This window comes from Variovorax boronicumulans, from assembly GCF_040544675.1.
Classification (GTDB): domain Bacteria; phylum Pseudomonadota; class Gammaproteobacteria; order Burkholderiales; family Burkholderiaceae_C; genus Variovorax; species Variovorax boronicumulans_D.
Genome location: NZ_JBEPKK010000002.1, coordinates 585184 through 598931 on the forward strand (window position 1 = coordinate 585184; position 13748 = coordinate 598931).

The following is a 13748-nucleotide window of genomic DNA, read 5'->3' on the forward strand; positions in this document are numbered from 1 at the left end:
GCGCGACCTTACAGTGCAGCCATGGTCCTCGACTTCTGCATCTCCTTCGGCCTGGCCGCACCCGTGGCGCTGAGCGTCGTCCTCTTTCAGGTCGGGCACCGCGCCGTCGCGCAAGGGCGCGTGGGCCCGGTGACTGCCAGCCTCGTCTATGGACTGTGCGTGGCGGCGTTGCCGCTGGCCGTGTGGTGGGGCGTCCACGCCCTCACGGAGTTCTACGTCGTCGGCGAGGGCACCTCGTTCTTGAAGTCGGTACTGCAGATCGGGCTGGCCTTCCTCATGTATGCGTACCTCTGCATCTCGTGGGCGCTGAGCTTCGCGGCCGCCTGCCTGGCCGCATGGCGGTTCTCTGTCTGCGCGAAGCGGTTGAAATGAAGCCCGCCGTCCCGATACGATCCGCAGGCACTTCATCAAAACTTCAGGGGGATTCGTGCAGAAAAAATCGCATACCGGCAGGCCCAGGCGGCTCGGCGGAGTTGTCATCTTGTTTGCCGTATTGCTTGCGGGGTGCGCAGCGCCGCGGCAGACATCGACCAAATACGCGTTGACCGAAAAGGATGCGTCCAAGGGCGTCGTCGTCGGAACCGTCTTCGAGCGTTCCGTATTCACGCCGTACGGGGCCTACTTCTACCTGCAGTCCCCGGACAAGGAGCGCATCGTCGTCGCCAGCGGTGGAAATTCCGGCGCTTACACCATCGTCAATGCGCCACCGAAGTTACCCAAGGGCGTGGGCAGCACGTTTGCGCTGCAATTGCCGCCCGGCAAATACCAGGTGACGGGCTGGGCGCTGGACTACGGGCGGGCGAACAAGCGATCCGAGCCCTTTGAACAGCCGATCGAGTTCGAAGTCGTTGCCGGGCAAGTGCAATATCTGGGGCGGTTCGATGCCAACAGATTCATGGAGCTTGCCTCCATCGGCGACAACTTCGCCGAGGACCTGCCGCTGTTGAAGAAGATCCCAGCGCTTTCCACCGCGGAAATCACCAACAGGTCGCTTGGCGTGAAGGGCTGGTGGCTGCCCAATCCCGCCGGCAGAGAAATGCTGCAGCGCCTCAATGGCGGCAGCACCAAGTGCGAGCAGTGCTGACCGGCTGCATCGGCTGACGCAACTCAGCCTGCCGCGGCCTCGGCGATCCCCACGCCCAGCAGTCCTTCGAGCAGCCCCTTGTCGGCGGCAAGCCCCGCGCTCGGGCCGGCGTGCACCACGGTGCCGCGCTCCAGCACGATGGCCTGGTGCGTCATCTCCAGCGCCAGCACCGGGTGCTGCTCGACCACGATCGATGCCAGGCCTTCCGACTCGCAAAGGCGACGGATCGCTGCGGCCAGCTCCTCCACGATGATCGGCGCGAGGCCTTCCATGGGCTCGTCGAGCAGCAGCAGTTTCGGGTTGGTCATCAGCGCACGGCCGATGGCCAGCATCTGCTGTTCGCCGCCCGAGAGCTGGCTGCCGTAGTTGCCGCGGCGCTCGCGCAGGCGCGGAAAGAATTCGTAGACGCGATTCAGGTTCCAGCCGCCCGGCCGCGCAATCACCGTGAGGTTTTCTTCGACGGTGAGCGAGGGGAACACCTCGCGCTCCTGCGGCACCCAGCCCAGGCCCGCGCGCACGCGCCGGTACGAGGGCCAGCGCGTGATGTCCGCGCCTTGCCAGCGGATCGCGCCCTGCATCACGCGGGTGTTGCCCATCAGCGTTTCGAGCAGCGTGGTCTTGCCCACGCCGTTGCGCCCGAGGATGGCCAGGCTCTCGCCCTGCCGCAGCGAAAAGGCCAGGCGGTCGAGCACCACGGCGTTGCCGTAGCCGGCGGTGACGTGGTCGAAGACCAGCGCTTCTTCGTTTCTTGCTTCAGGCATGGCGATGCGAACTCCCCAGGTACACCTCGCGCACGCGCGGGTCGGCGCCGATCTCGGCGGGCGTGCCTTCGGTGAGGATGCGCCCGCCCACCAGCACGGAGATGCGGCGGGAGAACCGGAACACGAGCTTCATGTCGTGCTCGATGAAGAGCACGCTGATGTCGTCGGGCAGCGCCGCGATGGCTTCGAAGAGCTCGCCGCTTTCGTCCTCGGGCACGCCGGCAGCCGGTTCGTCGAGCAGCAGGATGCGGGGCTTGGCGGCGAGCGCGAGCGCGATTTCAAGCAGCCTTTGCTTGCCATAGGCCAGTTCCGAGACCGGCACGTCGGCCAGGCTGTCGAGCTTGAGCTTGGCGAGCAGCGCATGCGCCTCGTCGAACACCGCGGTGCAGCCCTTGAGCGGCCGCCACCAGGTGGCGCCCAGCCCTTCGCGCTCGCTGATCGCCAGCACCACCGACAAGAGCGGGGTGAGGCTGGGGAACAGCGTGTTGATCTGGAAGGTGCGCGCCAGGCCCATGCGGGCGCGCTTGTCACCCGACAGGCGCGTGATGTCGCGCCCGCCCATGTGGATCGATCCGCTCGTGGGCTTGAACACGCCGGTGAGCAGGTTGATGAGCGTGGTCTTGCCCGCGCCGTTGGGGCCGATCAGCGCCTGCCGCGCGCCGGGCACCAGTGAGAGGTTCACTTCGCTCACTGCCTGGAAGGCGCCGAAGCGGATGCCCAGGTCGCGGGTGCACAGGGTGTGCGTGGTCGTCGTGGAAGTCATCGCGCCTTCCCCGTCCGCACGAAGCGCGCGAGCGCGCCCATGATCCCGCCGCGCCCCAGCATGACCGCCGCGATCAAGAAGATGCCGAGCCAGAACATCCAGTACTGCGGGTTCATGTCCGCGAACCAGTCGTGCACCAGCATGTAGACGATGGCGCCGATCATCCCGCCGTACAGGCGCCCGGTGCCGCCCAGCACCAGGATGATCAGCACCTCGGCCGAGCGGTTGAAGCCTATGGATTCGATGCCGACGAACTGCGTGGTCTGCGCCAGCAGCGCTCCTGCCACGCCGGCCACCGCGGCCGAGAAGGCGTAGGCCATGCGCAGGCGCGCTTCCACCGGCGAGCCGATGGCCGTCATGCGCTTGCGGCTGTCGTGGATGCCGCGCAACGCCAGGCCGAAGGGCGAGCGCAGCACCAGCCGCACGAGCAGGAACATCGCGAGCACCACGCCGAAGGCATAGCAGAAGGCGGTCTTGCCGTAGAGGTCGAAGTCGAAGAAGCCGAGCACCGGCGCAATGACCACGCCCTGCAGCCCGTCGGTGCCGCCGGTGATGCCCGAGAGCCGGTTCGCCAGTTCGTACAGCAGCACGCACACGCCGATGGTGATCATCAACCGCGTGAGGTCGGCGCCGCGCACCACCAGATAGCTCAGCGCGTAGCCCAGCAGGCCGCTCACGACCAGCGCGAACGCGAGGCCCGTGAAGGGCTCGCTCCAGCCGTACTTGGCGAGCAGGCCGGCCGCATAGGCGCCCGCGCCGAAGAAGGCCGCATGGCCGACGGTGAGGATGCCCGCGTAGCCGAGCGCCATGTCGAGCGACACGGCGAACAGGCCGAAGATCATGATCTGGCTCATCAGCGTGAGCTTGTCGGGCAAGAGGAAGAAGCTGGACGCGAGCGCGAGCCAGAAGGCGACTTCGGCGATGCGCAACTGCGCCGGAGAGACGGTGAGCGCTTTCATGCGAGCCCCTTCTTCGCCACGATGCCGTTCGGCCGCACCAGCAGCATGACGATCATGAAAACGTAGATGAGAAAGGCGCCCGCTTCGGGCCAGTAGTACTTGCCTGCCACATCGACGATGCCCACCAGCAGCGCCGCGATGAACGGCCCGGTGACGGTGCCCGCGCCGCCCACGCACACCACCATCAGAAAGTAGACGAGGTACTTGAGCGGGAACGAAGGCTCCAGTCCCAGCATGCCCAGGCTCAGCGCGCCGCCGAGGCCCGCCAGGCCGCAGCCCAGCGAGAAGGTGAGAAAGAAAAGACGCTGCACATGGATGCCGGTGCCGCCCGCCACGCGCTGGTTATCCACCGCCGCGCGCACCATGGCGCCGTAACGCGTCTTGCCCAGCACCAGCAGCAGCGCGGCCAGCACGGCCACGCCGCAGACGATCAGGAAGAGGCGGTAGCGGCCCACTTCGAGCCCGCCGATGGCCACCTGTCCGTCGAGCGCCGGCGGCAGGGTGAAAGGCTGCATCGTCGGCCCGAAGAACCAGGTGAACGCCGCGATCGACACGAACACCACGCCGATCGACAGCAGCACCTGGTCCAGCGGATGCGCGCGGTACAGCCTCCGGTAGAACACGAACTCCAGCACCGCGCCCACCAGCGCCGCGGACACAAAAGCCGCCGCGAGAGAGAGCCCGAAGCCCAGCCCCCAGTGGTTCATCAACACGCTCGCCGCATAGCCGCCCACCATCGCGAAACTGCCGTGCGCGAGGTTGACGAAGTTCATCAAGCCCATGGTGATGGACAGGCCCACGCCGATGAGGAACAGGAGCATGCCGTAGGCCACCCCGTCGAAGATCACGATGCCCATGGGCCTCCTGTTGCTGGCTGCGCTGCTTGCTGGCGTGCCGATGTGCTTGTTACTTCGAGCTTTCCTTGGCCGGGTCCTTCACGCGGTCGAACTTGTCGAACTCCACGTTCACCAGCTGGCCATTCACGCGCTCGGTCTTGCGGATGTAGACCGTCTGCACGATGTCGCGGGTGAGCGGGTCCACCTCGATCGGGCCGCGCGGGCTTTCGAAGCGCAGGCCGCGCAGGGCGTCCATGAACTTGTCGCCGGCGGTGTCGCCCTTGGTCTTGGCGAGCGAAAGGTCGATGGCGGCCATGGCGTCGTAGGCGGTCACGGCGAAGTAGCTGGGGCGCAGCTTGGCGCCGTTGTCGGCGGCGAAGTCTTTCACGAACTTCTGGTTCTTCGGCGAGTTGTGCGCGAACGAGTAGTGGTGGCTGGTGACCAGGCCCAGCGCCACGTCGCCGGTGGCGTCCAGGTAGCTGTCGTCGGTGGCTTCGCCGGTCGCGTAGAGCTTGATGCCGGCCTGCTCCATGCCGCGCTCCTTCCACACCTTGAGGAAGGCCGGCGGCATCACGCCCGAGGGAAAGAAGAAGAACACGGCCTGGGGCTTGGCGTCCTTGATGCGCTGCACGTAGGCCGAGAAGTCGGGGTTGTTCATCGGCGTGCGCACTTCGCCCGAGACCTTGCCGCCGCCAGCGGTGAAGGTCTTCTTGAAGGCGGTTTCCGCATCCACGCCCGAGGCGTAGTCGGCGACCACGGTGTAGGCGTCCTTGATGCCTTCCTTGAGCATGAAGCGCGCCATCGGGTCGGTGACCTGCTGCACGGTGAACGACAGGCGCGCCACGTAGGGCGAGGCGTTGGTGATGGCCGACGATGCCGCGTTCATCACGATGGTCGGGATCTTGGCCTGCGTGGCGATGGCGGCCACGGCGTAGGCGTTGGGGCTGAAGTCCAGGCCGGTGAGGATGCTCACCTTGTCGCGCACGATCAGCTCCTGCGCGATGCGCTTGGCGGCGTCGGGCGCGGGGCCGGCGGTGTCTTTCTTGATGATCTCGACGGTGCGCCCGCCCAGCTTGCCGCCGTGCTCCTTGAGGTACAGCGCGATGCCGGCGTCGAACTGGCGGCCGTAGTCTGCGTAGGGGCCGGAGTAGGTGGCAATGAGACCGATGCGCAGCGGCTCGTCGGCGGCCTGTGCGGCCACGGTGCCCAGCATGCCGAAACCGGCGAGCAGGAGGGTCGAGAGAACGGTTCTTTTCGTCATCGTCGTCATGGAAAAACGCCTTTCAGGTGGAATGGATGCGGAGCGGGCGAGTGAGTGTGCGTGAGACCCGTCAGACCTGCGTCTGTGGAACACGCACGGTGAGGCCGTCGAAGGCCGCGGTCACGTTGAGCTGGCAGCTCAGCCGCGAATTGGGTTGGCGCTCGGCCGCGACGGCGTCGAGCAGCGCGCTCTCCATGTCGTCGGGCGGTGGCAGCAGGCCGGCGAAGGCCTCGTCGACGTAGACGTGGCAAGTGGCGCAGGAGCAGCAGCCGCCGCATTCGGCATCGATGCCGCGCACGTTGCCGCGGATGGCGGTTTCCATGACGCTGGCGCCGATCTTGGCGTCGACCGCGCGCGTGGTGCCGTCGTTGAGGATGTAGTGGATCGTGGGCATGTGGAGCAGGGGGTCAGAACATGTCGAAGTACTCGCGGTGTTCCCACTCGCTGACTTCGAGGTTGAAACGGGCGATTTCCGCTTCCTTGATGTGGCAGAGGTAGTCGATGAAGACCTTGCCCATCTGCGTGTTGAGCATCTCGTCGCGGCGCAGGCACGCGAGGGCGTCGCTCAAAGAACGGGGTAGGTGCTCTGCCGGCGTTTCGTACGGCGCATCGGCCGAGGGACCGGGGTCCGTCTTGTGGCGGATGCCGTCGAGCCCCGAGAACAGCTGCGATGCGAGGTACAGGTACGGATTGGCCGTCGGCTCGCCCACGCGGTTCTCGATGCGCGAGGCGCTCTGGCCCACGCCGCCGAGCACGCGCAGCATCGCGCCGCGGTTGTCCCGCGCCCAGATCGCGCGGTCGGGCGCGAGCGAGAAGGGGCGATAGCGCCGGTAGCCGTTGATCGTGGGGCTCGCGAGCGCGGCCGCGCCGCAGGCGTGCGCCTTCAGGCCGCCCAGGTAGTGCATGCCGATCTCGCTCAGGTCCTGGCCTTCGGTCTCGGGCATGAACGCGTTGACGCCGTCGCTCTTGCGCCGCAGCGACTGGTGCAGATGCCAGCCGCTGGACATCACGTTCGGGATCTTCGGCCGGCACATGAAGCTGGCGTGCAGCCCGTTGCGCTGGCAGATCTGCTTGATCGCGCTGCGCAGCAGCACCATGGTGTCGGCGGGCATCACGCCGGCCGTGGGGCCGAAGGTCAGCTCGAACTGGCTCGGTCCGAATTCGATTTCGAGCGAGCGCAGCGGCAAGCCCAGTGCGATGAGGTTGGAGCGCAGCAACTCCATCAGGCCGTCGACGCGGTCGTAGCGCAGCTCGGTGAGGTACTGGTGGCCGTGCGAGAGCAGCGACACGCGCGGCGGTTCGCCGGGCTGGCCCGAGTCGGCCAGGCCCATGCGCGCATCGTCGAGCTTGAAAACGTGGAACTCCACCTCGAGGCCGGCGATGAAGTCCAGCCCCAGTTCGTCGAGCTGGCGCACCGCGCGCTGCAGGATCTGCCGCGTCGCGAAGGGGCAGGGCTTGCCGTCGGCCATGTAGGCGTCGCACAGGATCCAGCCGGTGCGCGGCGCCCACGGCAGCACCTTGAAGGTGGCGGGGTCGGCCACGATGGTGAAGTCCGCGCCGCCCTGCAGGCCCTCGATGGCGAAGCCGCCGTTGGTGGTGAAGACCGGGAACACGGTCTTGTGCGAGGTGTCCTTGGCGAGCAGCGTGGAGGTGAGGTTCACGCCCTCCCACAACGCCGAGCGCGCCTCGGTGGCGACCAGCGTCTTGCCGCGCAGGATGCCGTGCTGGTCGGGCCAGGCGAAGCGGACCAGGTCGACCTCGCCGCTGTCGATGCGGCGCACCAGCTCGCGCGCCTGTGCATGCTGGTCGTCGGACCAGAGGCCGAAGCGGTCGACGAACGAGTTCTTGTTGTTGCTGCTGCTCATGGCGCGCGTGCTCAGGCGGCCAGCCGTGCGGAGGCCCAGTCGGACTTCAGGCGGCGCGCGCGGTCGGCCTCCTGCCAGTAGGTCTCGGTGGCGGCTTCGTCCACCACCTGGCCGATGCCGTCGATGGAGGGCGGGCCGGTCATGGCGCTCGCCTGTGCGGCGTCGATGAGCATCGGCGCGGTCTCGCCGGCCAGCGTGGCTTCGATGGCCTTCACCAGCACGCGGCGGTAGGCAATGATTCCCTTGTCGGTGCTGCCCAGGTGCTCGCGCGTGCGGTCCTGGATGGCGCCCTGCGATTCCACCGCCCACTGGTCGTGCACGTTGATGTCGTCGCCCATGCCGGTGTAGGTTTCGGTCAGCTGTTCGTCGATGCTGTAGCCGTAGTTGTTGCGCTTGTTCTTGCGCGAGGTGTAGTCGGGCAGCTCGTAGAGCTTCAGGCGCTGGTCGCGCATCTGCTGCTTGTCGACCGGGCCGGTGAAGCTGGTGAAGATGGCGTACCAGTAGCAGTGCGTGTCATCCACCGGCACATGCCATTGCGAGATGGTCATCTCCGCGCTCATCGGGATCACGAAGGCCTGCGGGAACACCACGTTGGTCACGCGCACGTGGGTGGTGTCTTCGGACAGCTTGCGCAGCGCCTTCAGGCGGAAGCCGTAATCCGTGGGCTCCACGCTGATCTCGGGCCGGTCGTATTCGCGAAGCACCTTGGTGATCGGCATGTCGGAGTCGGCCGAGGCGCCGCGGAACTGCTTGCCGTAGCTCTCGGAGGTGTCTTCGTCTTCGAAGAAGCGGTGCAGGTAAGAGGCGTGCGCGGGGTCGATGCCCACTTCGAGCGCCTGCAGCCAGTTGCATTCGAACAGGCCCTTGAACGCGAAGGTGTGGGTGTCGGGGGCGACGAAGCAGTCGAAATCGGGGAAGGCCGGGGGCTCGCCCTCGCCGATGTACGCGAAGACCACGCCGGCCTTCTCGACCACCGGGTAGGCCGACTGCTTGATGCGGCTGCACAGCTTGCTGGTGGCGGGTTCGGCGGGGGTTTCCAGGCAGTTGCCCTTGGCGTCGAACAGCCAGCCGTGGAAGGCGCAGCGGATGCCGCCGTTTTCCAGCCGACCGAAGGCGAGGTCGGCGCCGCGGTGCGGGCAGTCGCGGTCGAGCATGCCTAGCTGGCCGTTTTCGTCTCGGAACAGCACGAAGTCTTGCCCCATGAGCTTCACAGGCTTGACGGGGCGCGGGCCCGCCAGTTCGTCGGCCAGGGCCACCGGCTGCCAGTAGCGGCGCAGCAGCTTGCCGGCGGGGGCGTCGCGTCCGACGCGGGTGATGAAATCATTCTGCTCGGCGCTGATCATCGTGCGGGCTCCATCGTGGGTGCTTCGGGAAGAGGTCTGCAGGCATTGCATGCAACTGTATGCATTGTCTTGGTGATCCTCGATCCCGGTCAAACTTTCGTCGGCTCATTTGCCCTGATTTGGTGCTTTTGAAGCTTTTAACCAGGGTTAATGCTGAGTATGGCGTGTGTTTTTGACACTTCTTGTGACTCAATGCATGCAACAAGCGAGCCAGGGTAAATATGCTGCGTGCAATCGCCGTTGCCTCTCCTAGAATCCGCTCATTTCCTGCCCAGGCCCCCTTGATGGACTCTCAACAATCCCGCGTGCTCGTGCAACTGCGCGACATGATCCTCAAGGGCGAATTCGTGCCCGGAGAGCGGCTGGCCGAGATACCGCTCGCCGAGAAGCTCGAAGCCTCCCGCACCCCGGTGCGCCTTGCCTTGGCCAGCCTCGAGCACGAGGGCCTGATCGAACAATCGCCCAGCGGCGGCTACCAGATGCGCCGCTTCACCTCGCAGGAAGTGGCCGACGCCATCCGCGTGCGCGGTGTGATCGAAGGTTTTGCGGCACGTTTGCTGGCCGAAGACGGTGCGCCGCGCCAGCTGCTGCGGGACCTGAAGGATTGCCTGGACGCCGGCGACAGGGCGGTGAACAAGCCAACGATGGAAATCGACGACTACGCCGCCTACGTCGAGATGAACGACCGCTTCCACAAGCTCATCCTCGAAGGCTGCGGCAACCTCGCCCTCAAGCGGGTGATGGACATGCTCGGCGGCCAGCCTTTTGCCGCGCCCAGTGCAATGCTCCCGATGCAGTCGTCGATGGAAGAAGGGCAGCAGTGGATGCGCCAGGCGCACCGCACGCACCATGCGATGGTGCAGGCGATCGAGCGCGGGCAGGGCTCGCGGGCCCAGGCGCTGGGCGAGGAGCACGTCGAGATTGCGCGCATGAATCTCGATTACGCGCTGGAGCGGCCCGAGCTGGCGGCCGAGCTGATGCCGGGAATCCGTCTGGTTTCCAAGGGCCGCAACGCCTGACTGGAACTGCCCGGTCTGCAAAAGACTGGACGGTATTTCCGCGCGCACCCTGTTTGGTTGGCGACGGGCGCGACTAGAATTTCTGCATGAACACCGCCGCCCCCGCCAAGACTTCGTTCAAGGAACAGATGCTGCAGGCGCGCGAAGAAGCCATCGTGCAAACCGCGAACCGCCTGCTGGCCGAAAAGGGCTTCGAGCTGATGACGGTGGACGAGGTGGCTGCCTCCGTCGGGATTGCCAAGGCCAGTCTCTACAAGCACTTTCCCAGCAAGGAAGACCTGGCCGCCGCCGCCATGGTGCGGCTGATGCAGCGCACGCAGGACTTTCTTGTTTCGGTGCCCGTCGACGGCATGCCCATCGACAAGCTGCGCGCCGTCGTGCGTTGGTCCATGCAAGTGCAACTGGCCGGCGAGATGCCTTCGCTGCCGCATCAAAACTCCAGCCTGCGCGCCGCATTGATGAACAACCGCGGCTACCTCGATCGGCTGGTGGCCATCAGCGATGTGCTCGGAGGCTGGATCCAGGCAGCCCAGAAGGACGGCACGCTCAACCCCAAGCTCCCGGCGATTGCCGTGCTTTACACGCTGTTCGCGCGTGCTTGCGATCCGGTGCTGGGTTTTCTGCAGGCCGGCGGGCTGCAGAGCGACGAGCAGATCGTCGACTTGGTGCTCGCTACCTGCTTCGACGGGCTCGCGTCGCGCTGAACGGCTTGGGTCAGCACACCTCGATCAGCAGGTCGGGGCGATAGCCTTCCTGCTCGCCGTTGCGCTTGTAGCCCAGCGGATTGGCGACCACGCGGCAGCCGTCCTTCACATAGTCGAAGGGACAGTGCAGATGGCCGTGCAGCCACAGGTCGGCATGCGGCAGCAACGCGTCGAGCGAGTTGCAGAAACCGGCCGTGCCGGGCGTCAGTCCGTAGCGCGGGTCAGCGCTCGCGAGCGTCGGGGCGAAGTGGGTGATGGCAACCGTGGTGCCGTCGAAGGGCTCGGCCAGCGCCTGCTGCAACCAGGCCTGGCACAGCAGCGCGTGCTCGCGCATCGGGGCGGCCAGGAAGATCTCGCCGTTGCGCAGGGTGGCGGCCTTCTCCAGATAGAAATCGGCTGCGCGCATCGCCTTGCCGCGCTTCTTGAGGGCCTCGGCCAGGCCGTCGGTGGGCTCGACCAGCGCGTCGAAGTCGGCCCAGAGGGTGGTGCCGATGAAGCGGATGCCGTCGATGACCAGGGTTTCGCGCTCCAGCCACTGGATGTCGAGTTCCTTGCAGAGCCGCTGCAGCCGCTCGTGCGTTTCGTCGAAGTCGGCGCTGTCGTATTCGTGGTTGCCCGGCACATAGAGCACGGGCGTCGGCCAGCCGTTGCGGGGGGAGAAGCGGCCGAGTCCGAAGTCGGTGTCGGTGAGGCGCGAGCCCTGCTGGTAGGAGCCGATGTCGCCTGCCAGCACCAGCAGATCGGCGCCCGGAACGGGGTCGGCGTGGAAGCGGGGGTGGGACTCCAGATGCAGGTCGGAGAGCAGTTGCAACTTCATCGTCGGGGCAGTCTAGGCGAATTACCCTATGCGCGAAGTGCATAAGGTTGGGGTTGTTTTACTAGGGATAACCCTTAATCTTGGAGCATCAACCACTCAGAGCACGGCCACAAGCCGCGCAACACCATGTTCAGCCTCATCGCCCAAGTGGCACGTTTCTTCCGCTCCTCCACCGTCAACGCCCCCGCCAGCCATGCGTCGGCCCTGATGGAAAGCGCCGACATCCGCGCCGGTCGCGGAGCTCACCACGCACAGGAGCTGCGCGCCGCCGCCAGCGCCTGGCTCAGCGTCGTTCGCTGACTGACTCACAGACAGAGATAGCGTCGGTCAGTCGGGCACCTTCTGCCCGAGGACCGACCCCGCGAAGGCCGCCGCGGCCGATCGCAACAGCGCGTCTCGCAGCCACTCGTGCGAATGCGCATGCTGGGCGCGCCGGTGCCATATGGCATCCACGTGCACCGGCGGCTGGTCGAAGGGCAGGTCGCGCAGCACCAACTGGTCGTCGATGCCGGTCACCGTCACGAAGTGGCGCGGCAGCACGGTCAGCAGGTCTGAATTGGCGACCACCCGGCCCGCCGTGAAGAACTGGTTCACCGTGATCACGATGCGCCGCTCGCGCCCCATGGCGCCGAGCGTCTGGTCGATGAAGCCGTACGGCCTTCCTGAAAAGCTCACCAGCAGGTGCCGCGCCGCGCAGTAGTCGTCGAGCGTGAGCGGCGCATCGGCCAAGGGATGGCCGCGTCGCATCACGCATACATATTGGCCCAAATAGAGCCGCTGGGTCTCGAACGGCACGCCCACGCCGGACTGCCCGCGTGCCGCAAGGCTGGCGATGACGGCCGGGAAGTAGCCGATGGCCATGTCGACCTCTTCGTTTTCCAGCATGCGGCGCGGATCGCGCGTGGTCAGCGGCAGCACGCGCAGCGAAATGGCGGGGGCCTCTTGTTCGGCGATCTGCACCAGGCCCGGGATCAGCTCCGCAGCGGTGGCGTCGGCCATGGCCAGCAGGAAAGTCGTGTCGGCAACTGCCGCGTCGAACTCGCCGGGCGCGAGCGTGTGCTGGAGCTGCCGCAGCGCGTCGCGCACCGTGGGCCAGAGCGCCAGCGCCCGCGGCGTGGGTTCCACGCCGGCGCCGGCGCGCCGCACCAGTTCGTCACCCAACACTTCGCGCAGGCGCCGCAGCGCGTTGCTGACCGCAGGCTGGGTGATCGACAGGTTGCGGGCCGCGCGCGTGAGGTTGCGCTCCGCCATCACCTCGTCGAAGACGCGGAGCAGGTTGAGGTCGAGCGTGCGAAAGTTGACATCCATAAGTACTGTGAATGATAAACATCAGAAAGATAAAGTGGCAAAGCACTAGGGTAACCCCTAATATCACGGCATCGGCACTCGTTGCCATTCATCCCCGAAGGGATCGCACCATGACCAGCTTTGTCCACGTTGACCAACCCACCGTCCATCCCGGCGTCCGTCGCGCCGAAGTTCTTTTCGGCCAGATCGAGGCCGCACGCACCGGCGCCGAAGGCGGCCGTCCGCTGATCGCCCTGTTCATCGTGGCCATCGCCTCCGCCGTGCTGGTGGTGGCCGATACGCTGGTGACCAACTGGACCGAAGGCTCGCTGCTCGCCGCATGGATGATCTTCTGCCTTGTCGCGATCGGTCTTTTCGCGCTGTTTGCCGGTTCGGTTCGTGAAAGCCGTCTCGCTACTCTTTGGCAAGCCGCAGCAAAGCGCCGTGCCGCAGCCAGCGCCGACGCTCGTTTCATGGAAACCGCGAAGAACGACCCCCGCGTGATGCAGGAACTGCAAGCCGCTGTGTGGCGCCAGCAATCCGAAGGCACCGTGACGCCCGCTGCGGTCGCGAAGATTGACGCCCTGGCCAAGATGAGCAGCCGCTCGAATGAAGCGCGCATGCCCACGCTGTACGAAGCGATGCGCCGCATGAACAGCTCGCGCTACTATTGATTTGGGTAGCGGCCCGATTTGATGTGAAGCCGCCTTCGGGCGGCTTTTTCTTTGGCTGTCGCAACCCCTGGTGCCCAAGTGACCGCGCGGATCCCATCTGTATATCTAAGTAGGGCTCTGGTTCCCTCCCGGCCTTCAAAGGCATGCAGGGGACATGCAACGAGCGGCGCCTGGATGGAAGCAAAAACTTCAGATCCGTAATGCGGAGTGAAAAAACCGTTGTATACTCGTGGGCTCGACTGACAACGCAGCGATGCGTAGTTCAGGTGATGTGTCCTTTGGGGCTGATTGCTTGAACGGGTTGGTTGAAAAAACTTCCTTCGAAGTTGACCGGATTGCAAAAAACGGTGCATAATCGAAGGCTGCGCTGAAACA

General features: G+C 65.9%; 16 protein-coding genes. 6 read left to right on the top strand and 10 right to left on the bottom strand.

All coding sequences use genetic code 11. The annotated features are described in order from the left end of the window. Positions 1-21 precede the first annotated feature (21 nt). Both ABIC90_RS05805 and ABIC90_RS05810 read left to right on the top strand, forming a co-directional pair. A complete protein-coding gene (locus tag ABIC90_RS05805; protein ID WP_354353111.1) occupies positions 22-372 on the top strand; it encodes a hypothetical protein in 351 nt (116 codons plus the stop codon). Between the two features lie 109 nt (positions 373-481). Then, positions 482-1084: a hypothetical protein gene (locus tag ABIC90_RS05810; RefSeq protein WP_354353112.1), complete on the top strand. Its 603-nt coding sequence runs from the start codon at positions 482-484 to the stop codon at positions 1082-1084. 23 nt (positions 1085-1107) lie between these two features. Here ABIC90_RS05810 and ABIC90_RS05815 read toward each other — a convergent pair whose 3' ends face one another. From ABIC90_RS05815 to ABIC90_RS05850, 8 genes are all read right to left on the bottom strand, one after another. Continuing rightward, positions 1108-1845, bottom strand: a complete 738-nt coding sequence (locus ABIC90_RS05815; RefSeq protein WP_354353113.1) for an ABC transporter ATP-binding protein — start codon at positions 1843-1845, stop codon at positions 1108-1110. Next, the gene (locus ABIC90_RS05820) at positions 1838-2608 is read right to left on the bottom strand and encodes an ABC transporter ATP-binding protein (RefSeq protein WP_354353114.1); all 771 of its coding nucleotides are present in this window, start codon (positions 2606-2608) and stop codon (positions 1838-1840) included. The genes ABIC90_RS05815 and ABIC90_RS05820 overlap by 8 nt, the downstream gene beginning before the upstream one ends. Continuing rightward, complete coding sequence (locus tag ABIC90_RS05825) at positions 2605-3567, bottom strand: branched-chain amino acid ABC transporter permease (protein WP_354353115.1); 963 nt, start codon at positions 3565-3567, stop codon at positions 2605-2607. The genes ABIC90_RS05820 and ABIC90_RS05825 overlap by 4 nt, the downstream gene beginning before the upstream one ends. Beyond that, entirely contained in the window at positions 3564-4424 is an 861-nt protein-coding gene (locus tag ABIC90_RS05830) for a branched-chain amino acid ABC transporter permease (RefSeq protein ID WP_354353116.1), read from the bottom strand. Before ABIC90_RS05830 ends, ABIC90_RS05825 begins: the two co-directional genes overlap by 4 nt. 49 nt (positions 4425-4473) lie before the next feature. Beyond that, a complete protein-coding gene (locus tag ABIC90_RS05835) occupies positions 4474-5673 on the bottom strand; it encodes an ABC transporter substrate-binding protein (RefSeq protein ID WP_354353117.1) in 1200 nt (399 codons plus the stop codon). A gap of 61 nt (positions 5674-5734) precedes the next feature. Then, positions 5735-6058 carry a 2Fe-2S iron-sulfur cluster-binding protein gene (locus tag ABIC90_RS05840; protein WP_354353118.1) on the bottom strand — a complete coding sequence of 108 codons (324 nt, stop codon included), beginning with the start codon at positions 6056-6058 and terminating at the stop codon, positions 5735-5737. A 13-nt stretch (positions 6059-6071) separates the two neighbouring features. Next, positions 6072-7529 (bottom strand): glutamine synthetase family protein, encoded by a 1458-nt coding sequence (locus ABIC90_RS05845; RefSeq protein WP_354353119.1) that lies wholly within the window; start codon positions 7527-7529, stop codon positions 6072-6074. Positions 7530-7540: 11 nt separating this feature from the next. Beyond that, entirely contained in the window at positions 7541-8872 is a 1332-nt protein-coding gene (locus ABIC90_RS05850; protein WP_354353120.1) for an aromatic ring-hydroxylating dioxygenase subunit alpha, read from the bottom strand. 284 nt (positions 8873-9156) lie between these two features. On the opposite strand from ABIC90_RS05850, the gene ABIC90_RS05855 reads away from it, so the two are divergent. Together ABIC90_RS05855 and ABIC90_RS05860 are read left to right on the top strand one after the other, a co-directional pair. After that, positions 9157-9891: a GntR family transcriptional regulator gene (locus ABIC90_RS05855; RefSeq protein WP_354353121.1), complete on the top strand. Its 735-nt coding sequence runs from the start codon at positions 9157-9159 to the stop codon at positions 9889-9891. Positions 9892-9977: 86 nt separating this feature from the next. After that, a complete protein-coding gene (locus ABIC90_RS05860; protein WP_354353122.1) occupies positions 9978-10595 on the top strand; it encodes a TetR/AcrR family transcriptional regulator in 618 nt (205 codons plus the stop codon). A 10-nt stretch (positions 10596-10605) separates the two neighbouring features. Here the strand turns inward: ABIC90_RS05860 and ABIC90_RS05865 are convergent, their stop codons facing one another. Next, entirely contained in the window at positions 10606-11412 is an 807-nt protein-coding gene (locus ABIC90_RS05865; RefSeq protein WP_354353123.1) for a metallophosphoesterase, read from the bottom strand. Between the two features lie 126 nt (positions 11413-11538). On the opposite strand from ABIC90_RS05865, the gene ABIC90_RS05870 reads away from it, so the two are divergent. Continuing rightward, entirely contained in the window at positions 11539-11712 is a 174-nt protein-coding gene (locus tag ABIC90_RS05870) for a hypothetical protein (protein WP_354353124.1), read from the top strand. A 27-nt stretch (positions 11713-11739) separates the two neighbouring features. Here ABIC90_RS05870 and ABIC90_RS05875 read toward each other — a convergent pair whose 3' ends face one another. After that, positions 11740-12720 (bottom strand): LysR family transcriptional regulator, encoded by a 981-nt coding sequence (locus ABIC90_RS05875; RefSeq protein WP_354353125.1) that lies wholly within the window; start codon positions 12718-12720, stop codon positions 11740-11742. A gap of 11 nt (positions 12721-12731) precedes the next feature. Between ABIC90_RS05875 and ABIC90_RS05880 the strand changes: the two genes are divergently transcribed. Next, a complete protein-coding gene (locus tag ABIC90_RS05880; RefSeq protein ID WP_354353126.1) occupies positions 12732-13373 on the top strand; it encodes a hypothetical protein in 642 nt (213 codons plus the stop codon). Positions 13374-13748 lie beyond the last annotated feature (375 nt).